Source organism: Gemmatimonadota bacterium (assembly GCA_040388625.1).
In the GTDB taxonomy this organism is placed as follows: domain Bacteria; phylum Gemmatimonadota; class Gemmatimonadetes; order Gemmatimonadales; family Gemmatimonadaceae; genus Fen-1247.
On the sequence record JAZKBK010000006.1, the window covers coordinates 233,763 to 255,085 of the forward strand.

A 21,323-nucleotide genomic window follows, 5' to 3' on the forward strand; every position below is an offset into this window, starting at 1 on the left:
ATGTTTGCAGCGGCCGGTCCATCGCCCGCTAGCGAAGGACCGCCTTTGCTATCGTCTGCAGCTGCATGTTGGAGGTGCCTTCGTAGATGGTGCCGATCTTGGCGTCACGGAAAAACTTCTCGACCGGATAGTCGGTCGTGTAGCCGTAACCACCGAACAGCTCGACGCAAAGCGACGTAACGCGCCCGCAGACCTGGGACGAGTACAGTTTCGCCATCGCGCCCTCTCGTGCGATGTCCTTGCCGGCGTCCTTGAGCCGCGTCGCGTTGTACACCATGAGGCGGGCCGCTTCGATTTCGGTCGCCGCCTGCGCCACCTGAAACTGGATAGCCTGCATCTCGGCCAGCGGCTTGCCGAACTGCTGGCGCTCCTTGATGTAGGCAATCGCAGCATCGAGCGCGCCTTGCGCAACGCCGATCATCTGAGCGCCGATCCCGATGCGACCCTCGTTGAGCGTCTCGATTGCAATCTTGTATCCCTGTCCAGCGGGGCCAAGCACGTTGGCGGCCGGAACCTCGCAGTTGTCGAGCAGCAATTCGACAGTGGAGGAGGCGCGAATGCCGAGCTTGTCCTCCTTCTTGCCCACCCCGAATCCGGGAAAGTCGCGCTCGATGATGAACGCGGTGATTCCCTTGTAGCCGGCGTTCGGATCGACATTGGCGAACACGACATACAGGCCAGCCTCAGCGCCGTTGGTGATCCACAGCTTACGGCCGTTCAGCACATATGAATCGCCGCGCTTCTCGGCGCGAGTTGCAAGTGCGAACGCATCGGATCCGGATCCGGCTTCGGAGAGCGCGTAGGAGCCGAGCGTGCCGCTGGTGAGCATGCCGAGATATCTGGCCTTCTGTTCTTCAGTGCCGTAGCGTGCTATGGGATAGTTGACCAACGTGTTCTGCACGTCGCAGACGATTGCAGCGGACGCGTCGACCTTTGACAGCTCTTCGACAGCCAGCGTGACCATCATTAGCGCACCGCCTGATCCGCCGTACTTTTCATCGACCTCGATTCCCATCAAGCCAAGGTCGAAGTATTGCGGGATGAGAGCGGGATCTATTTTTCCGGCCTTCTCCATGGCCTTGACGCGCGGCGCGACTTCGGTGGCGGCAAATGCGGCCACCGCATCGCGGAACATCAGCTCGTCCTCGGATAACATCGTAAGTGCTGGACGGATATCTTGCATTGTCGGCATCTTCGGGCAATGAGTACGGGTGGTTCAGGCGCGATTCCGGTATCTGGGGAAACGAGCCAGTATAGTATAGGTGAAAGTCCGGTCGTCCGCGACGGTATTCCGCGGCCCTTACCGCAGCCGAGATCACATGCGTGTCCTTCTCGTAGAAGATGATCCAGAGCTTTCCTCCGTCATCACGGACGGCCTGCGCAACGATCACATAGAGGTCAACGCGGCGCAGGATTTTGCGACGGGCCGCGAGCGGGCCCTGCTCGGGACCTTCGACGTGATCGTGCTGGACGTGCTCCTTCCGGGCGGCACCGGGTTCGATCTCTGCCGCATCATTCGGGAGCGAGGAATAACGACCCCGATCCTGATGCTCACCGCCCGGGACGCTGTCGAAGATCGCGTGCGTGGTCTCGAATCCGGCGCCGACGACTATCTGACGAAACCATTCGCGTTCATGGAGCTCACGGCGCGGATCAAGGCACTCGCGCGACGCCGTCCGGCCATCGCTCCGGAACACTACGACGTCGCCGATCTCCACGTCGATATTCCAACACGTGAGGTGACTCGCAGAGGTGTGAAGATCGCACTGACGGCGAAGGAATTCTCGCTGCTCGAGTTTCTCGTGCAAAACGCCGGCAACGTGGTGACGCGCGGTGCGATAACGGCCCACGTGTGGGACGACAATCACGATCCGTTCACGAACGTGCTGGAAGTGCTGGTGCGGAGGCTGCGGCGCAAGATCGACGACGGCTTCGAGCCCAAGCTGATACAAACGCTCCGAGGCGCGGGTTACAGGCTGGGCGTTTGACGGACAATCTCGCACGCCTTCGCAGGCGTCTCACGATATGGTACGCCGTGACGCTCGGCACCATCGTCGTCCTGCTGGGCGCCGGTCTGTTCATCGCAATACGGTCGCAGATCTCGTCGCAGCTGAATGCGTCACTCGCGATGGCATCCGACGCAATTCAGCGCGCCACCAGTATCCGCGAAGCGGAGCAGGCGTCGGCGTCGGGAGCTGTGATGGACGCTGTCGGCGAGCTTCGCATTCCCGACCGCGACCTGTATCTCTTCGACCACAATGCGAGGCCGTTGGTCCCGTCCACCGCGCCGGCGGCAATCACCAATGCCGCGCGAACCGCATTGCAGGATTCGACTGCCCTGCTCACTCTGTATCCTCCCAACGATCACGTACTGCGAGTGTCCGCGAAGCGGTTCCGTTCGCGCGGCGGAAACGTCTACGTGTCGGTTGCGGTCGCCGATCAGCTCGAGCTCGAGGATCAGTACGCCAACCTCATCCTCGCGTTCGGCGCGGCCGCGCTCGGCGCACTCGTATTGTTTGCCGCCGGCGGCTCGTTCCTTACACGCAAATCGATCGAGCCGGTAGAGCGTACGATGAACTACATGCGGCGGTTCATGGCCGATGCCGCGCACGAGCTGCGTACGCCGCTGGCAGTGGTCCGCAGCCGCGCCGAGGTCGCGCTCGCTTCCGGCGGTGATAGCGGCCGGGAGCGCGAGGCGCTGGTTGCCATCGAGCGCGAGGCCACCCGGCTTGGCAAGATCGTGGAGGACCTGCTGCTCCTCGCGCGGTCCGACGCCGGCGGCTGGCCGGTCACGATGAAGCGGATATTTCTGGATGACGTGGTGTCCGATGCGGTGAGCGCCGCCAGCGCGCTGGCATCGCGCAGCGGCGTCAGCCTGTCTCTGGATGCGTTCGAGGAAGCTTCGATAGACGGCGACGAAGCGCTGGTGCGCCAACTGACGATGATCCTCCTCGACAACGCCATCAAGTTCACGCCGTCGGGCGGATCGGTAACGGTGTCGGTGACCAGCTCGCCCCAGGGACCGCTGCTCGCAGTTGCCGATTCCGGAACCGGGATACCCAGCGACCAGATGGCGCACATTTTCGAGCGCTTCTATCGGGGCGATGCGGCGCGCGCCCGCGGTGACGGAGCGGGGCTTGGGCTGTCCATCGGCCAGTGGATTGCGGACGTCCATCACGCACGCATCACATTCCGCTCCGAACCGGGCAACGGCACGGTCGCCGAAGTCCGATTCCCCGCGCCACCGCGAGGCAGGACGCCTGAGTAATCGGCACCGGTTTGATTATGATTTGAAGATGCAAAACCCTTTTCAAGAGGCTCTCGTGTTCGCACGCTTTCTCTCGCTCGCCACGCTGGCGTTCGGGTCGGCCCTGGTAGCGGCGCCGCTTTGCGCACAAACGGCGACAAGCGGTTTTCATGTTACGCGTCGCATTGCTGTTGCCGGAGAGGGTGGATGGGACTACGTCACATTCGACACCGCGCGCAGCAGATTATTCATCTCGCGCTCCACGCGCGTGCAGGTGGTCGACGCAAATTCCGGCCAGCTCATCGCCGAGATTCCCAACACTGGTGGCGTGCATGGAATCGCTCTCGCCTACGGGCTCGGCAAGGGATACACGAGCAACGGTCGTGATACGACGGTGACGGTATTCGATTTCGTGACGCTCGCACCCAAAAAGGTGATCCGCGTTACGGGAGCAAATCCCGATGGAATACTGTACGATTCAGTCACCAACCGCGTATTCACATTCAATGGCCGCGGCCAGAACACGACGGCGATCGACGCTGTTGGCGATTCAGTCGTGGGCACGCTCGCTTTGGGCGGCAAGCCTGAAGCCGCCGTTTCAGACGGTGCAGGTCACATCTTCGTCAACATCGAGGACAAGAGCACCATAGTCGAGTTCGACGCCACGAAGCTGACCGTGCTTCATACATATCCGATTGCTCCTTGCGAGGAGCCTAGTGGATTGGCGATGGATCAGGCGCATCACCTGCTCTTCGCAGGATGTGGCAACAAAATGATGGGCATCATCGATTCCAACACCGGCCAGGTCGTGGCGACCCCGCCGACAGACGCCGGCACCGATGCCAACGCCTTCGATCCCGTGACCGGAACCGCATTCAGCTCGAACGGCGCTGGAACACTCACACTCGTGACGCAGCCCACGCCTGGAAAATTCACGAGCGAGAACATCCCGACCGAGCGAGGGGCGCGCACGATGGCACTGGATCCCAAGACGCACCGGGTCTATCTCATCACGGCCAGCTTCAATCCAGCGCCGGCTCCCACCGCAGCGCAGCCACGTACGCGGCCGAGCATGGTGCCGGGTTCATTTGTGGTACTGGTGGTCGGAAAGGAGTGACCTCGCGGGGCCGGTCGCGGCGTCAACTCGCGACGGCGACCGGCTTCACGAGAACGTCGGCGAACACCTCGAGGGCAAGCTCTGCCTTGCCGAATGGCGCTGATACCTGAACGCCCGCGACCATTGGCTGCACGCGCTCGAGCATTTCCCGCGCGATCGCGATCCCTTCCTGTATCGCGTGTTCCTTGGACACAGCATTAGCACGACGCATGCGCGCGATGATTTCGTCTGGCACGGTGACACCGGGCACTTCGTTCGCGAGGAATTCCGCATTTCTGACTGAAACGAGCGGCCAGATTCCGGCGACGACGGGAATCCGGAGCAACTCGATGCTGCGCAGAAACGTCTCGAGCTGGCCCGCGTCGAACACGGGCTGAGTAATCGCATACTCGGCGCCGGCTTCAACCTTCCATTCGAAGCGTCGTCGTTCGTTGGCGACATCGAGTGCAGCTGGATTCACCCCGACCCCTACAACAAACTGCGTCGGCTCGCCGATTGCATTACCGCCGGGATCCAGTCCGCGATTGAGACTGCTCACGAGGTTCGTGAGGCCGATCGAATCGATGTCGAATACGGCAGTCGCTGACGGATACGGCCCCATCTTCGGTGGATCGCCTGTGATCAGCAATAGGTTTCGGAGTCCTACGGCGGAAGCACCGAGCAGATCGCTGAGCATGCCCAGCAGGTTGCGATCGCGACAGCAGTAATGCGTGACGGTTTCGATGTGCGCGTTCTGCTCGATGAGCAAACTCGTGAGGACCGCGCCCATGCGACTCTGCGCGCGCGGACCGTCGGGGACGTTGATCGCATCGACGCCGGCGTCGCGCAACGCCGCGGCGTCGCGCAGCAGCTTTGACGCGTCCACGCCACGCGGCGGAACCAGCTCGACCGACGTTACAAATTCTCCGGCCGCGATTTTCTTCGCCCAGCGCGACCGATCACCGAAGGGAACGGGTGCGACACCGGTTGCCTTGTTCTCCGAAGGGACATGCGTGACTGTAGCGCGCGAAGTGCGCCCCGAGCGCGGGGCCAGCGGTCGCACACCTTCGGCGATCTCGCGGATGTGCGCCGGAGTGGTCCCGCAGCATCCGCCGATCAGCTTCGCACCGGCTACGACGAGATGGCGCGCATAGGTGGACATGTATTCCGGACTCGCCATGTACATCGTGCGCCCGCCAACGTCGCGCGGCATGCCCGCGTTAGGCTGCGCACTGAGCTTGCGTGCCGTGAGTGGCGCCATCTTCTCGATCGCCTCGAGAATCGTCTGCGGGCCGACGGAGCAGTTGAGGCCGATGATGTCTGCACCTGCGGAATCCAGCGCACGCACGATGTCTTCCGGAGTTGCACCGTACGCAGTGACGCCATCCGCATTGATGGCTACCTGCGCGATGACGGGCATTGCCGCATCGACTGCGCGCGCCGCAGCTATCGCCTGGGTCAGCTCGTCCAGATCCGAAAACGTCTCCAGGATGAAAAGATCGGCACCGCCGTCCTTGAGCGCCTGCATCTGCTCCGCGAAGATCTCGCGCGCATCGTCGCGCGACGTCGGTCCGTACGGCTCCAGGCGAACACCAAGTGGACCGACTGCACCGGCAACCAGAACAGCATCGCCAGCCGACGTGCGAGCCAGTTTCGCCGCAGCGGTATTGATCTGCCGCACATCGGCGGACAGACCGTGTTGCTCCAGCTTGATTCTGTTGGCGCCAAAGGTATTTGTCTCGATCACCTCGGCGCCGGCACTCACATACTCGTCGTGAATCGAGCTGATGAGCTCCGGCGCGCGAATGCTCAGCTCATCGTAGCACTGATTGATGAACACTCCGCGGGCGTAGATCATCGTCCCCATCGCGCCGTCGAAAACGACCAGCGCCTCGGGATCGAGCAGCCGCCTCAGCAGCGCGTCACGCAAGCGCAGGCTCCCGCTCTGCCGCGGCGCCACGCACAGCATAGTAGCGTGCCTCGGGATGGTGCATGATCACAGCCGCAGTCGATTGCTCCGGCATCAGTTGGAACGACTCGCTCAACACCATGCCGATCTCCTCGCTCGCGGGGAGCAACCTGAAGACAACTGCGTGATCTTCCAGATCCGGGCAGGCACCATAGCCCCACGAATAGCGTTTGCCCGAATCGATGCCCAACTCCGCCTTGACGTTTCGGTGACTCCATTCCGCCAACGCCTCAGCGGTCTCGACGCCGAGCCCGTGCCGGTAGTACGCCTCCGCATATTCGTTCGCGGCCTGCAGTGTGGCGAACTTTTCCGTGGCCGCATGGCCGACCGTCACAACTTGCAGTGGTAACACGTCGACGACACCCGAGTCGACCGAGCGGACGTAATCCGCGAGACAGAGCCGCTCGCGTCCTACCATTCGCGGAAATGTGAAGCGTGCGGTCTCGCGCTTGGTTCCGTCAGCTGCGTACGCACCGGCGTCATAAACGATGATCTCGTTGCCGGACGACTGCACCGGGAAATATCCGTACACGACTTCCGGCTTGAGCCACCCCTCGGCTTTCGCCTCCGCCTTGAGTCGCTCCAGGACGGGCTCGAACTCCTCGCGCACCGTGCGCTGATACTGCTCGCCCGAGCCGCGGGCGCCCCACTGGAGGCGATACAACTCGTCCAGATCGAGATACTCGAACACATCGTCAAGCGGAATGTCGCGCAGCACACGCGGTCCCCAGAACGGCGGCGTCGGGATCGGATTGTCGGCAGCGACGTCGCTCCGCGTCGTCGAATCCGTTCCCGCAGCGGTGTCCTTCCCTACCTGCGTATGCAGAAAGATGTCCTTGTGCGCATCAGCCATCAGTTTCTCGACGAAGTCGGCCTTGCGCGTGTCATCCTGCAGCACGTCCATGGTGTCGAGACCTTCGAACGCGTCTTTGCAGTAGAACACACCGGCATCATACGCGCGCTCTCCGTCCACGAACATCGCGCGCCGTCCGAAGCGCCGGTTGATCGCGGCGCCGCCAATCATCACGGGGATGTGGATGCCACGCTTGTCCAGCTCCTGAACGCACAACGGCATCTGCTTGGATGTAGAAACCAGCAATGCGCTCAACCCGATCGCGTCGGCATTGACCTCGATCGCCTTCTCGATGATCGTATTCACCGGGACCTGCTTGCCCAGGTCATATACGGTGTAGCCGTTGTTCGAGAGAATAGTATTGACGAGCGACTTTCCGATGTCGTGCACGTCGCCGTACACGGTCGCGAGCACCACGCGGCCCTTGGTGTATCCCTCGCTCTTCTCCAGGAACTTCTCGAGATGCTGCACGGCCTTCTTCATCACTTCGGCAGACTGCAGTACGAACGGAAGAATCAATTCACCGGCCCCGAACTTGTCGCCGACGTCCTTCATCGCCGGCAGCAGAACACCATTCAGCACGCGAACCGGATCGGTGCGCACGTTCGCGGCATCGAGCGCATCCTCGATCCCTTCCTTCTTTCGGTGCAACACCATCCAGTGAATCTTCTCATCCGCCGTCATGCCTGCCGTCGGATCTTCCTTGGCCGCCGGACCGGATGTACCTGGTTCCGGCGCCGCCGAGAAGTACTCGATGAACATCTGCAACGCATCGGGCCTGCGATTGAACACGAGATCGTCGGCGACCGCGCGCTCAGCAGTCGATATCTCGGCGTACGGCCTGATGTGCGCCGGATTCACGATCGCGGCGTCCAGCCCAGCCTGCACGCAGTGATGCAGGAACACCGAATTGAGCACCGAGCGCGCCTCGGTAGTCAATCCGAACGATACGTTTGAAACGCCGAGAATCGTTCCGACACCCGGCAGCTCGCGCTTGATGAGTCTGATTCCTTCGATGGTCTCTGCCGCGGAATCGATCCACTCCGCGTCACCGGTCGCGAGCGTGAAGGTGAGCGCATCGTACAACAGATCTTCGGGCGCAAGGCCATACTCGCCGACAGCTATGTCGTAGATCTTGCGAGCCACTTCCAGCTTGCGCTCACGCGTCTTGGCCATGCCGATCTCGTCGATCGTCAGCGCAACGACGGCTGCACCGTGCTTCTTGACGAGAGGCACGATGGATTCGATGCGTTTGCGGCCGTTCTCCATGTTGATCGAATTCACGATCGCGCGGCCTGGCACATGTTCCAGCGCTGCCGCAACGACGTTTGCTTCGGTGGAGTCGATCATGAGCGGCGCTTCGACGCCCATCGACAGCAGTTTCACAACCTGAGACATCTGCTCCGCTTCGTCCGATCGCTCGGTGACGGCGACGCATACGTCCAGCACGTGCGCGCCCGAATCCACCTGTTCGCGGCCAACCTCCACGATCGACTCGTAGTCCTCCGCGAGCAGAAAGCGCTTGACGCGACGCGAGCCCTGCGCGTTGACACGCTCGCCGACTATCAATGGCGGCGGCGTCTGACGCAGGGAAGTGGCGCGCATGGCCGAGGAGACCATCGGAAGACGCGGCTCCTCGCGCTCGCGCGTCGACGGCTTCGCTCCGGGTGCGCGCAGCTCGTTCACGCGCGTGACTATCGCTGCGAGATGCTCCGGGGTCGTTCCACAGCAGCCACCGACAATACGGACGCCGAAATCGCGTACGAACTCGCCAAGCGCGTCTGCCATCGGCGCGGGCTCGAGCGGATAGATCGCGTCGCCGGTGCCCGTGTTGAGCGGCAGTCCGGCGTTCGGAATCACCGACAACGGCAGCGTCGCGTTTTCCGCAAGGAACCGAATCGGCTCGCGCATGTGCTCGGGGCCGGTCGAACAGTTCAGGCCGATCACATCCACGTGCAGTGATTCGAGCGTCGTCATCGCGCTCGCGATGTCGGTGCCGAGCAGCATGCGGCCACTCACGTCGAGTGTCACCTGCGCCTGCACGGCGACACGCTTCCCCATCTCCTGGAACGCGCGCTCGATGCCGACAACCGCCGCCTTTACTTCGAGAATGTCCTGCGACGTCTCGATGAGAAGCACATCCGCGCCGCCCTCGATGAGCGCCTTCGCCTGCGCGCAGTAGTTGGATGCGAGCTCTTCGAAGGTCACCTTCGACAGCACGGGATCCGTGCTGGACGGGAGCATTCCGGTCGGACCCATGGAGCCGGCCACGAATCGTGGACGATCCGGCGTCGCGAACTTGTCGCACGCGGCGCGGGCAAGCTGCGCGGCCTTCACGTTCAGATCGTGCGCCCTGTCCAGCAGCCCCCACTCTTCCAGTCGGCGCGGCGTCGATTGAAAGGTGCACGTCTCGACGACATCACACCCGACAGCGAGGAACGATTCGTGAATTTCCTGAATCACATCCGGCCGCGTGAGCACCAGGTTGTCATTGCATCCTTCCAGCGCCTTGCCACCGAAATCGTCGGGGGTGAGATGATAACGCTGGATGTTGGTTCCCATCGCGCCGTCGTAGACGAGGACGCGGTCGGCGAGTGCGGCGAGATACGCGGACGAAATGGAGCGGTCGGGAGAGCTTGAAGTAGTCATACCACCGTAAATACAAAAAGAGGCCCGGCGGGGAGCGCCGGGCCATGAGGGGCGCTTTAGCGAAAGTTTTACGTGGTCGCAATTTGCCTGAAATCGCCACGGGTATCGGTTGTCTCGAACGATAGCCCCGAAAGCCACCCGGGACAAGGGCCGTCCATCCGATAAGCCGGATGGACGGATATAGTTCTCTACATCCCGACCATCCGCAGGAAGGCCCACTCGAGAATCCCAAGCAGGAAGTACGCTACGATCGGCGTGATATCGAACATGCCGAGCCGAGGGACGATGTCCCGGAGTGGGCGGAGCAGCGGCTCGGTAAGGGCGAACGCCCAGCGCACCCAGCCGGAAAACGGCGATATCGGCAGCCAGGAGACGAGAACCACGATTATGATCGCGAGCCGCAGGACGTCGAATGTGAGCTTCACGAGCATGACGAAGAGCCCGGCTGGACCCGATGACGCCGCGAAGATCATCGCCACGAGCCCCTGGAGCACGAAATCGAGGCCGCTGATGATCACGATTCCGATGAACACCGCTCCGACCAGAGCCCAGATCGGCGCCGAACTCGGACTTCCACCCGCGCGTACGATGCGCCGCTCGATGGGTGCCACCATGGGATCGACGAACCGGCGAATGGTCCGTGCCATCGGATGAAATGGGTTTATCCGTCGGGTCCGAACGAGCCAGTCCAGCAGAAAGGCGATCGCAAGGATGACAACAGCGACCGCGACTACTGTGCGGACCGCGCCGGCGAAAAGAGCAAGGAAAGGAAGCAGGGCCATCATTTACCGGGTGAAGGATTCGCGGCTGGTTCCGGAAAGGGCTGATTGGTCGATCGTTTCACGTCGTACACGAACGACTGCACCTTCCCGTCAGACAACTTTACGGTATAAAAGAGTTGCGCGTCGTCCGCGACGGAGTTCATCGCGATGATGCTGCCGCCGGCGGGAATCGGCAAATCGCTGCGCGGCTCCAGCCGTATGGCGGGTCCGCCGCCCATGAGCCCGCGCGGGCCCATTCCCCGGTCCGAGCGTCTATTGTCGCCCTCTTTCTCCCGGGCCTTCCTGAGCGAATCCATGCGCTCGCGCATCTCGTTGCGCAACACTGACGGATCCTGCGGGCCGTACAGGCGCGCACTCGTTGCGCCGGTCGCAGAGCGATACACCGCGACGAGATACTCGTCACCAGCCGTCCTTGCGAACAACAGGGTGTCGTCCGCCTGGGGAATGAGCGACGGCCAACGCGTCTCGCGGATCACGTCGGTGTTGGCGAGAATGATTCTGCCGCGCGGAGCGTCACGGTCGGTCTGCAGGAAAAAATAACTTCCAGCATTGTCCACGAATTCGTAGCGTGAATCGAACGATTGCACAAGCTTAACGACGGGCGCGCCGAAATTGGGCTTGCCGGGATCATCGAGATCGATGAAGTAGATGCGTGTGTGCGAATCCGCAGGATACGAGATGGTGAACACCGCGTAATGGCCGTCGTCGCTCACACGCGCCGCGTAACGCCACTCGGGATGATCGAACTGGCTGAAGATCAGTGCGTCATTCGATTCGGCGCGGCCGAGTCCGTGATAGTAGATGCGCTCGCGCCCATTCGCAGAATCCTGACGCACGTACAGAAAGCCCTTTTCGTCGTGCGACCAGGGGGCAGGCGAGATGCGAGCGTAGTGCAAGACATCGGGAAGATCTCTTCCCGTCTGAACGTCACGAACGCGAACCTGATATGGTCCCGTGCCCGTTGCCGCGCCGACTCCGTAAGCGACGTAGCGGCCGTTTGGCGAGGGCGCGACGATGGAGAAGCTTCCGGCCGGAAGCAGCATGCGCGGAGCGACACCTTCTCCGCTACGCACCTGCAGCGCACCCGACGCGTCAACGTCGAAGTACTGCCTGCCGGTCTTGAACGGCGCGAGCAGACTCGGCGGCGTCAGCTCCGTTATTGCAGAGCGTCCCGGAGCGTTCGCAGCCGTACTCTGCGCAACAACTGTGGTCGGGACGTAACCGCCAACCAGAATGGAGAGAGCCAGCCAGCGAATGTGTCGGTGCATGGGATGGGAGTGGTTGCGTCTGAATCTACGGCAACGTGCGACGTGCCACAGCCAACTGTACGTCGCTGCCACGTTGCGTGTTATCCGATCCTAGATACACCGATGACCCCCATTCCGCACCGATCGAACGCCATAGATTTGTGGGCGGCCGTGCAAGGCCCGCATGTGAACCAACAATCGAACGCACCATGCCCGAATCGAAGGACCGCCGCTACTGGCTCCTCAAGAGTGAGCCAACCTGCTTCTCATACGACGACCTGCTGGCCTCACCCGGCCGGACGACCTACTGGAGCGGCGTGCGTAACTACCAGGCCCGCAACTTCATGCGTGACGACATGAAGAAAGGCGACGGGGTGCTCTTCTATTACTCCGGTGCCGATCCCGCCGGTATAGTGGGGACGGCAGAGATCGTGCGGGAGGGCTACCCTGATTTTTCCGCGTGGAACCCGTCGGACGAGCATTATGACCCCAAGAGCAGCGAGGCCAGCCCGGTCTGGTACATGGTCGACATCCGGGCCGGCGACCGATTCGAGAACTTCCTCGACCTCCCGGGCCTGCGGCACGTCCGCGAGCTGGAGAAGATGGAGCTGCTTAGAAAAGGAAGCCGGCTCTCGGTGCAGCCGGTCCGCCCGGACGAGTGGGCGACCATCCTCCGGATCGGCGGAATATCCCGCCGTGGGCGCTCGCGAGCTCGTTGACGGCATGGCCGGACCCGAGTATGTTACTGACTGGTCAGTAACATACCGAAAACACATATGTCAGCAGAAGTTACGGAACCGCGCTGGCGGCGGCTTCCGGAAGAACGCCCCCAACAGATACTGCACGCTGCGCTCGAGGTATTCGGCGAGCACGGCCTTGCAGGTGCACGCCTGGAAGACATTGCCAGACAGGCCGGCGTGTCCAAGGGCACCATATACCTCTACTTCCCGAACAAGGAAGCGCTGTTCCGCGAGATGGTACGCTCGACCATAGTCGAGGCAATCGTCGCAGGCGAGGGGATTCCAGACACCGGCTCGGCGCGTGAGCAACTGCTCGCATTCATGCAGCACTACTGGGCTTTCGTGCGCACGCCGGCATTCTCGGTGATCTACCGGGTCGTCGTGAGCGAGCTGCACCACTTTCCGGATCTGGTGGAGTTCTACAGCGCCGAAGTCATTGCTCGCACTCAGAAACTTCTCTCCGGCATAATACGGCGTGGCATCGATGCTGGAGAGTTTCGTGCGTTGGATCCAGCGGTCGCGGGGCGGATGCTGATCTCTCTCTTCAGCACGAGCGCCATGTGGTGCTGCAAGCGAAAGTACTTCCCTCACCTTCGCAACCGGCCGGACGAACAGATATACAACGAGCTGGTTGACTTCTACCTTTCCGCGCTCCGCGCGGTACCTCAATAATGAAAGGCAAATTCACCACGTGCATGGCGCTTGTGTTGAGCCTGGGCATTGCATCGGGCATGGCGGTGCAATCACTGGTAGCACAGGACACGACCACGGCGCCGGTACCATCCACATTATCGATCGGCGATGCGGCTCGCATTGCCGCTCGCAACAGCGCGCCGGCGCAGGGCGCACGGATACGTGTAACCGAGGCAGAAGCGCGCGTGCGCCAGAGCCGCGCGGACATGTTGCCATCGTTGAAGGCGTCCGCGTCGCAATTCACTCGAACGCTCAACACCGCGTCATTCGGTTTCTCGCTTCCCGGGCTCAATCCGAACGGACAGATCATCGGCCCGTTCCACGTGCTCGATGCGCGCGGAAGTGCGGAGGCGCCGTTGTTCAACTTCAGCGCTTTCGCGCGGTACCGCGCCGCTGGTGCGGCGGTCAAGGCGAGCAGCGCTTCTGCGACAGTCGCATCGGAGCAGGCAGGCTCACAGGCTGCGCTGGCGTACATCCAGGCGCTGCGTGCTGAAGACGATCTCCGCGCGCGCGGCGAGGACAGTGTGCTCGCTGCCGATCTCGTGAACGTTGCACAGGCTCAGCTCGACGCCGGGACGGGCATCGCCCTGGACGTTACCCGCGCGCAGGCGCAGCTCGCATCGACGCGCGCCGGTCTCATCAACTCGCGCGCGGCGCGTGACCGCACGCTCATTGCGCTTGCGCGCGCGCTCAACGTTCCGGCGCGCACGCCGCTCGTTCTGACCGATTCACTCGGCAGCATGGACACCACAGCCGTGACCACCGACGAGGCGGCAGCCACCGAGCGGGCGTTGCGGAACCGACCCGATCTGCTCCAGGCAGCGGCACGCATTGCAGCCGCCCAACAGGCGGTAAGCGCTATTCGCGCCGAGTACCTGCCGACCGTGTCGCTCGTCGCCGACGATGGCGTCAACGGACTGTCGGTGCATCACATGTTGAATACTTACGAATACGGTCTTCAGATATCAGTTCCGGTTCTCGATGGACTCCGTCGCTCCGGCCGCATTCAGGAGCAGCAAGGTCTGGTGCGCGAAGCGCAGGTGCAGCAGCAGGACATCCGGCAGCAGGCCGCCGCGGACGTCAGTACCGCGATCCTCGACCTGCACGCAGCGGAGCAGCAGGTGCAGGCGACGCGGGAACAGCTGAGGCTGGCCGAGCAGGAAGTCTCGCAGGCGCGCGAGCGTTTTCGCGCGGGAGTAGCCGGTAACGCTGACGTCATAACGGCTCTGCTGGGACTCACCACGGCGCGCACCTCGGTCATCGATGCGCAAACGAATTTCCAGACGGCTCGCGTCGCGCTCGCGCGCGCGCAAGGCGTCGTCACGACCCTTCCCTGAGCACTCACTCTCTCGTAAACATGGCAAGCGAACCCGGCAGCAAGCGCAAGATCATCATCCCCATCGTCATTGTAGTTGCGGTCGTCGCGGCGATATGGGGCTTCAGGACGTGGAGTTATTCACGCAGTCATGAGAGCACTGACGACGCGCAGGTGGACGGCCACATCGTTCCTGTGCTCGCCAAGGTTGGCGGCTACGTGACCAGCGTCGCGGCGGACGAGAATCAGCACGTGAACGAGAATCAGATTCTCGTGACACTGGATGACGCGGAGTATCGCGTTCGTGTCGAGTCGGCGCAGGCCGATCTCGCCGCGGCGGAGGGCGTCGCTGGAACCAGGACGACCGAGGGTCAGGCTGAAGGCCAGGTGGCCACCGCGTCGGGGCAGCGGTCGCAGCTCGATGCCCAGGTCATCGCGGCGCAGGCGGCCAACACGAACGCGCAGGCGAATCTGGCGAGAATGAAGGACCTGGCAGCGAAGCAGATCGTGTCGAAGCAGCAGCTCGATGCTGCGCAGGCAGCAGCAGCAGCGGCCGAAGCGCAGTTGCTCGCGGCGCAGCGCCAGGTCACGACAGCGGGTTCGCAGATATCCACCGCGCAGGCCGGCGTGCGAATCGCCGAAGCACGGTCGAGCGCCGCACAGGCAGCGCTGGACAACGCGAAGCTGCAGTTGAGCTATACTCGCATCACGGCGCCCGCGAGCGGTCTCGTTGCACGCAAGCAGGTCGAGGTTGGCCAGCTCGTGACAGCCGGCCAGCCTGTGATGAGCATCGTGGCGGACACGGGCATGTGGGTGACGGCGAATTTCAAGGAGACGCAGCTCAACGACATCAAGGTCGGCCAGCCGGTCGAATTCGACGTCGATGCCTACGGCGGTTGCACTGCACGCGGGAAGGTCGAGAGCCTGAGCGGCGCGACTGGCGCAAAGTTCGCGCTTCTGCCACCTGACAACGCAACCGGGAACTTCACCAAGGTCGTTCAGCGCGTACCGATTCGCATCGCGGTAACGAATGGATGCCCCGATCATCCTTTACGGCCTGGCCTCTCGGTAAACGTCCACGTAGCGACCCAGTAGCGCACGAGGTAGACGCACCCGGGAGCGCGGTAAGTGATGGCGCTGGGCAGGCGGGCGGTCCGCCGGGGTTTAGATTTCCCGGCGGTGTCCCCACCTCCCAGCCCCTCAACTCAACGCGTGAACGAGCCGTCGCGTAATTCTTCTGACGAGCGGTTACTGACCGCCGCTGCCCAGCGGGGCGACCAGGCGGCGTTCGGAATGCTCGTACAGTTGCATGCAAAGCGTGCGTATGCGGTCGCACGGGCGATTGTGACTGTGCACGAAGATGCGGAGGATGCTGTTCAGGAAGCTTTCGTCCGCGCGTATCAGGCGCTGGACAGATTCAATCTGGAGCAGTCGTTTGGACCGTGGCTCAACCGGATCGTGGCCAACGCGGCACTGGATCTTGCAAGGCGACGGAAGGTACGTACAACTGATGAGCTGCACGAATCGCTCGCGGGAAGCTTTCGTGATCCTGGTGAAGCGGACGAGCTTCGGCGCCGGTTGGGTGAAGCACTGGCGCAATTGCCTGAACGCATGAGATCGGTGCTGGTCTTGCACGACATAGAAGGGTTCGCACACTCCGAGATAGGAAAGACGCTCGGGATACCGGAAGGAACGGCGCGATCGGACCTGCACCACGCTCGACAGCGGCTGCGGGGAATGTTGCGCGACTTGAGGAACGACTGATGACGGACAACCAGATCAGGCTCGACGAGCCGCTGCCCGACAAGGTGATTGCGACCGTGCGCGACATGTATGCGCCGCCTGACGGCGACGCGTACTGGAGTGTGCTCGAGTCGCGCATAATGGCGCGCATCGGTGACTCTGCGGCAGGCCGGTGGTGGATGGTGGTCGGGAGCTGGGCGCGCGGTGGTCTCGTTGCCGCGGCGGCGATCATAGTGGCGGCGGTCGTCGGCGCGTTGCTGATTCAGGCACACGATCGGGATCTGCGCACGGCATATGAGTCGGCCACACAGCCCAGCATCACGCAACAGGTAACCGTGCCGACTGGCGCGCTGAGCGAGCGTGACGGTCCAGATACGCGTGGCGCGACCTTCCGCGACGTAATCTCCTCTCACTAGCACTTGATGCAACAGTCCAAACTGGTCGCGGCCCTGGTGATCATCGGTGCATTCGTCGCTGGCGGGGCCATTGGCGTTGCCGGCGATCGCGCTTTGCGCCCGGACAACGCAAGCGGACCAGTCGATTCCCGCACCTTCTGGAATCGCACCGCGACGGAGTGGGGACTGACCTCCGCCCAACGAGCAGTCGTCGACTCGCTGATGGACGCACAGCGGAAGAAGATCTCCGCGATCTACAAGCCGCTCCGCCCGACGCTGGATTCGGCCGATGCACTGGCCCACCTCGTGAGCGACAGCACCCAGGACGCGCTTCGCCGCGTCCTCAATCCCGAGCAGCAGAAAAAGCTCGACGCCCTGCGCGCCGAGATGCGGAAGCACGACGCCGCGCGCCGCGCGCGACGGATGAAGATGTAGGGCAGGCACGGGGGCCTGCCCGTACGATCATCCGCCCTGCCCCGTCGAAAAGCATTGACGGCGGCGCGATATTACGGGATGACACAAAGTGCGCAGCGGCAGGTTCCACCGTCGATCGGCGCAAAGCCGGACCTCCATACCTTCGAGCACCACTGGCAGGACGAGGCCGACGCGGCCTACCTGTACGACATCCTGGCCGACCTCGAAAAGGATACTCACAAAAGTGATGTCTTCCGCCGACTCTCGGCGGTCGAAAGCCGACATCTCGAGATCTGGGCGAGGCTGATCCGCGAGAACGGCGGAACTCCAAAACAATTCAGGCCCACCGCGCGCACTCGACTGCTCGCGGTGCTGGGCAAGCTGCTTGGACCCGGGTTTCTGCTCCCCATGCTGCTCGCGGAAGAAGGACGCGAGGTGAAGGGCTACATGGACATGCACCGCGCAACGCCGCGCGGTGCACCGGGCGGCTCGGAAGCCCTGCTGCTCGCGCGCGAATCCGCCGAGCACGCCACCGAGCTTTCCGCGATTACAGGGACCAGCGAGGAGCCGTGGCATCGGAAGGGATCGGGCGGATTCCTGCGTAACACGGTTTACGGCTTCAACGACGGTCTCACGGCGAACTTCGGTCTCGTCGCCGGCGTGCTGGGGGCGGCGGCTGCGTCACCGCAGCACATGGTGATCGTCGCTGGCGTCGCCGGACTGATCGCAGACGCGTTGTCGATGGGATCGAGCGGTTATCTCGCGGCCAAGAGCGAGCAGGAAGTCTATCAGCATGAGATCGAGATGGAGCGCGACGAGATTGCGCTGATGCCCGAAGTGGAGCGCGACGAGCTCGCGCTCATGTATGAGGCCAAGGGGATGGAACGCGGTGTCGCCGAACAGCTCGCGCAGGAGATCATGCACGATCCCGAGCGGATGCTCCGCGAGCAGGTTCGGGAAGAGCTCGAGATCGGCGAGCCAAACATGTCGCCGCTGCGCGAGGCGTGGCTGACCGGAGGCGCAACTGCAATTGGTGCGTTGATACCGGTACTGCCGTTCTTCTTTCTGACCGGGCGATCGGCAGTAATAACATCGTTCGTAATCGCGATGGCGAGCCATTTCTTCGTTGGCGGATTGAGATCGGTTTTCACGGGCCGCGGGTTGTTCCGGTCCGGGTTCGACATGTTCGTCGTCGGGCTCGGCGTCGCGGCTGTCGGCTACTACGCGGGAGAATGGGTGGCACATCTGCTATGATGAAGATCACACACGCAGCGCTCGCGTTACTCGTCACAGGTGCGACAGGATGCGTCCTTGTCGCCGGTAACAGCGGCAGTTTTTCGGCGTATCCGACGGACTCGCAGCGGATCGAGGCGCGGTCCGAGATTGTCAGCATGATGGACGCATCCGCGCGCGCCTGGACGAGGGGTGATCTGGATGGTTTCATGGACTCGTACGAGTCGGGCAGCGGAATTACTTACGTTACCCCAACCGGCGTGGTCCACGGTCGCGATGCAATTCGCGCGCGATACGCACCGCGCTTCGCTCGTGGAGCGCGACAGGATTCACTTTCGTTCGAGAACCTCGAGGTGGATCTGCTCGCGCCGGATCTCGCGAACGTCATCGCCTATTACAGGCTGAGTCGCGGCGACTCTACCGTTGCCCGCGGGCCGACGAGCCTCGTGATGCGCAGGCGCGACGGACAGTGGCGCATCATCCACGACCATTCTTCGTGATCCATGGTCCCGCATCGCAGTGGCGTCCGCGGACATTGCCTGAGACATCGCGGTGACGACGCTCACGTCCTGCGGCTCGCCACGGTCGCGGGGCGATCAGGGATGACCGGGCCTTCGGCGGCCAGGGAGAATGCATGCAGTAGGCGTTGAAATTCGACGTTATCGACCTAGCACCAGTGTAGGGCAGCCCCTTACACGGGAAAGTGGGACTTGCCCGACAGTCGCAAGCCGATGCGAGTGGTATGATTCCGAATCACCGTTGACGCGAGAGTGTGCTTTGCGGTCATCACGATGTGTACGTTGAAGCAATCGGACGAGACCGGACACGCTGCGCTGGACGATGTCGCGCCGCGCGATACGACCGCTCCCGCGACGACGCTCGCTCCGCCGCACGGGTCGCCGGGTGCGGTGTCCGCGCGTTACCGCAGGCGCGCGGGAGCGTTCATCGCGATCCTCGCGATCGGAATCATCATAGCGATTCGCCACTACATTCCAGGACTCCTGGGTGCGGCGATTCTCCACGTGCTGTGCCTGCGTGCATATCGCCGCCTGGCCAGCCGCATGCGCCCGAAAAGGGCTGCGCTGGTAGTCGCATTGGGAATGGCAACCCTGTTTCTCATTCCTATAGTGTGGCTCTGCGCAGTGGCGCTTGCGCAGTTTCCTGACACGGTGGCTCGTGTAGTCCAGAGCACGACTTTCCGTCGTCTCGCCGAGCTTCAGATCGGTCCCTTCGACGTTGGCGCGCAGTTCTCGCGAATGCTGGAGTCGCTTGCGACATCCGCACCGAAGCAGGTCTTTTCGCTGGCGGGGAGTGTCACACGCGGCATTCTGAACCTTCTGATCGCGACCGTCGGTCTCTATTACCTGTTGTATCGAGCCGATGATCTATGGGCGCGCGTTCGACCGCTCATTCCATTTTCCGCAGCAGGTGCGGATGCACTGCGGTTGCGTTTTGGCCTCGTAACGGAGGCGACCCTGCTCGGCATGCTCGCAACGGGAATGGCACAGGGCACGACCGTTGGCCTCGCGTTCTGGATCGTGGGTCTTCCCAACCCGATCGTGTGGGGAATGGCAACAGCGATTGCGTCCATCTTCCCGATTCTCGGCAGCGCGCTCGTCTGGGGGCCGGGAGTACTCGTCCTTGTTGCAAACGGGCGCTACGGCGCGGCTGCGGTGCTCGCGCTCATCGGCGGCGTCGTGGCATCCAACATCGACAACATCATCCGGCCACTGATCTATCGCCGCGTGTCGGGCATTCATCCGTTGGCGACCCTGGTCGGTGCGTTCGCGGGAGTTGAACTGATGGGAATCACAGGGCTCCTGATGGGACCTCTCGCAATTTCGTACCTGTTCGAGCTGCTGCGCCTGTATGAGAGTGAGTTCGGCGAGCTGGCGACACAGCAGTAAGCACTCGATTCTTCCGCGGCTGGTTCGCTAGCCACAACCACACCCAATTTCCGGAGGCCTGCATGCAACAAGAGAACGAGACAGAGACAGCAGTTGGGAGGATGACCGCAGGGGTGACCGGATTGAATTTTCGCGGTCGCGTGGTACTGCTCGCGAGCGATGGCTCTCCGGCTGCACAGGCCGGCGCGCGCATCACTGCCGCGCTCGAACGCGAGCGCGGTGCGACACCGGAAATCCTGCACGTGTTCGATCTCAGATCCTTTCCTACCGTGCCATTCCTGGAAGAAGCGCTCGGCGCGGGCGATCAGATGCTTGGCGAAGCAGCCCACGGCGAGCAGCGACTGGAGGTCATCGCACAACTGGCCGGCGTGGCGCCGGAGGCATCGCGTTGGCCAGTTCACATCGCCGCTGGAACTCCGGCTGTCCAGATCGTGACGCACGCCGAAAAGCTGAACGCCGCGCTCATCGTCGTTGGGCTGCGACAGCACGGTCGACTCGACCGCATCATCGGCGATGAGACGACGCTGCAGGTACAACGACATTCCACGTGCGCCGTATTTGCCGCGCGCGGAGACAGCACCGGATTGCCGCGGCGAATTGTCGCAGGGATCGATTTCACGCGAGCGAGCGTTGCCGCCGCTCGGGCGGCGGTGGATATCGCAATGCCGGACGCCAAGATGACACTCGTCCACGCGCAGGAACCGGACGACGGTTCCATCACCGATGACGGACACGCGGTGGTGAACAGCCTCGGAGTGGCTCGTGCGTTGGAAGAAGTTCGCAACTTTCTCGTGAGCCAACTACCAACCGACAGCCCTGTCACGATCGACACGCTCGCCGGATCGGGCCGGCCATCCGAGCTTCTTCTGAGCACGGCGGAGCGAGTCAACGCAGATCTCATCGCGATAGCAAGCAGGCGGCACGGACCCGTAGCCCGTCTCATGCTCGGGTCGGCTGCGGCCGAGCTGGCACGCGCATGCGTCACGTCACTTCTGCTGGTACCGCCAGTTTCATGAGTGCATCCTTCGGGGCGAATACAC

General features: G+C 62.7%; 19 protein-coding genes. 14 read left to right on the plus strand and 5 right to left on the minus strand.

Annotation, left to right across the window (positions count from 1 at the left end; all coding sequences use genetic code 11):
• Positions 1-28: 28 nt before the first annotated feature.
• Positions 29-1,192, minus strand: coding sequence for an acyl-CoA dehydrogenase (locus tag V4529_14560; protein ID MES2359553.1), 1,164 nt, complete (start codon positions 1,190-1,192; stop codon positions 29-31).
• A 127-nt stretch (positions 1,193-1,319) separates the two neighbouring features.
• Between V4529_14560 and V4529_14565 the strand changes: the two genes are divergently transcribed.
• The 3 genes from V4529_14565 to V4529_14575 are packed head-to-tail and all read left to right on the plus strand — an operon-like array spanning position 1,320 to position 4,364.
• Positions 1,320-1,988 carry a response regulator transcription factor gene (locus V4529_14565; protein MES2359554.1) on the plus strand — a complete coding sequence of 223 codons (669 nt, stop codon included), beginning with the start codon at positions 1,320-1,322 and terminating at the stop codon, positions 1,986-1,988.
• On the plus strand, positions 1,985-3,268 hold the full coding sequence (locus V4529_14570) for a HAMP domain-containing sensor histidine kinase (GenBank protein MES2359555.1): 1,284 nt from the start codon (positions 1,985-1,987) through the stop codon (positions 3,266-3,268). Before V4529_14565 ends, V4529_14570 begins: the two co-directional genes overlap by 4 nt.
• 28 nt (positions 3,269-3,296) lie before the next feature.
• On the plus strand, positions 3,297-4,364 hold the full coding sequence (locus tag V4529_14575) for a YncE family protein (protein ID MES2359556.1): 1,068 nt from the start codon (positions 3,297-3,299) through the stop codon (positions 4,362-4,364).
• A gap of 22 nt (positions 4,365-4,386) precedes the next feature.
• Here V4529_14575 and V4529_14580 read toward each other — a convergent pair whose 3' ends face one another.
• The 4 genes from V4529_14580 to V4529_14595 form a co-directional block, all read right to left on the minus strand.
• A complete protein-coding gene (locus V4529_14580) occupies positions 4,387-6,273 on the minus strand; it encodes a bifunctional homocysteine S-methyltransferase/methylenetetrahydrofolate reductase (protein ID MES2359557.1) in 1,887 nt (628 codons plus the stop codon).
• Entirely contained in the window at positions 6,266-9,814 is a 3,549-nt protein-coding gene (metH, locus tag V4529_14585) for a methionine synthase (GenBank protein MES2359558.1), read from the minus strand. Before metH ends, V4529_14580 begins: the two co-directional genes overlap by 8 nt.
• 188 nt (positions 9,815-10,002) lie before the next feature.
• The gene (locus V4529_14590) at positions 10,003-10,596 is read right to left on the minus strand and encodes a YggT family protein (GenBank protein MES2359559.1); all 594 of its coding nucleotides are present in this window, start codon (positions 10,594-10,596) and stop codon (positions 10,003-10,005) included.
• Positions 10,596-11,864 carry a hypothetical protein gene (locus V4529_14595; GenBank protein MES2359560.1) on the minus strand — a complete coding sequence of 423 codons (1,269 nt, stop codon included), beginning with the start codon at positions 11,862-11,864 and terminating at the stop codon, positions 10,596-10,598. Before V4529_14595 ends, V4529_14590 begins: the two co-directional genes overlap by 1 nt.
• A gap of 188 nt (positions 11,865-12,052) precedes the next feature.
• Here V4529_14595 and V4529_14600 point away from each other — a divergent pair, with 188 nt between their 5' ends.
• The 11 genes from V4529_14600 to V4529_14650 all read left to right on the plus strand — a co-directional run bounded on the left by V4529_14600 (position 12,053) and on the right by V4529_14650 (position 21,299).
• The gene (locus V4529_14600) at positions 12,053-12,562 is read left to right on the plus strand and encodes an EVE domain-containing protein (GenBank protein MES2359561.1); all 510 of its coding nucleotides are present in this window, start codon (positions 12,053-12,055) and stop codon (positions 12,560-12,562) included.
• A gap of 57 nt (positions 12,563-12,619) precedes the next feature.
• Positions 12,620-13,255 (plus strand): TetR/AcrR family transcriptional regulator, encoded by a 636-nt coding sequence (locus V4529_14605; protein MES2359562.1) that lies wholly within the window; start codon positions 12,620-12,622, stop codon positions 13,253-13,255.
• The gene (locus tag V4529_14610) at positions 13,255-14,613 is read left to right on the plus strand and encodes a TolC family protein (protein ID MES2359563.1); all 1,359 of its coding nucleotides are present in this window, start codon (positions 13,255-13,257) and stop codon (positions 14,611-14,613) included. The genes V4529_14605 and V4529_14610 overlap by 1 nt, the downstream gene beginning before the upstream one ends.
• A gap of 20 nt (positions 14,614-14,633) precedes the next feature.
• Entirely contained in the window at positions 14,634-15,686 is a 1,053-nt protein-coding gene (locus tag V4529_14615) for an HlyD family secretion protein (GenBank protein MES2359564.1), read from the plus strand.
• Positions 15,687-15,803: 117 nt separating this feature from the next.
• Entirely contained in the window at positions 15,804-16,355 is a 552-nt protein-coding gene (locus tag V4529_14620) for a sigma-70 family RNA polymerase sigma factor (GenBank protein MES2359565.1), read from the plus strand.
• The gene (locus V4529_14625; GenBank protein MES2359566.1) at positions 16,355-16,750 is read left to right on the plus strand and encodes a hypothetical protein; all 396 of its coding nucleotides are present in this window, start codon (positions 16,355-16,357) and stop codon (positions 16,748-16,750) included. The genes V4529_14620 and V4529_14625 overlap by 1 nt, the downstream gene beginning before the upstream one ends.
• Before the next feature lie 6 nt (positions 16,751-16,756).
• Entirely contained in the window at positions 16,757-17,164 is a 408-nt protein-coding gene (locus V4529_14630; GenBank protein ID MES2359567.1) for a hypothetical protein, read from the plus strand.
• 78 nt (positions 17,165-17,242) lie between these two features.
• Entirely contained in the window at positions 17,243-18,397 is a 1,155-nt protein-coding gene (locus V4529_14635; protein ID MES2359568.1) for a VIT1/CCC1 transporter family protein, read from the plus strand.
• Entirely contained in the window at positions 18,397-18,876 is a 480-nt protein-coding gene (locus tag V4529_14640; GenBank protein MES2359569.1) for an SgcJ/EcaC family oxidoreductase, read from the plus strand. Before V4529_14635 ends, V4529_14640 begins: the two co-directional genes overlap by 1 nt.
• Before the next feature lie 300 nt (positions 18,877-19,176).
• Positions 19,177-20,283, plus strand: a complete 1,107-nt coding sequence (locus V4529_14645) for an AI-2E family transporter (protein ID MES2359570.1) — start codon at positions 19,177-19,179, stop codon at positions 20,281-20,283.
• A gap of 62 nt (positions 20,284-20,345) precedes the next feature.
• Positions 20,346-21,299: a universal stress protein gene (locus V4529_14650; GenBank protein MES2359571.1), complete on the plus strand. Its 954-nt coding sequence runs from the start codon at positions 20,346-20,348 to the stop codon at positions 21,297-21,299.
• Positions 21,300-21,323: the final 24 nt, after the last annotated feature.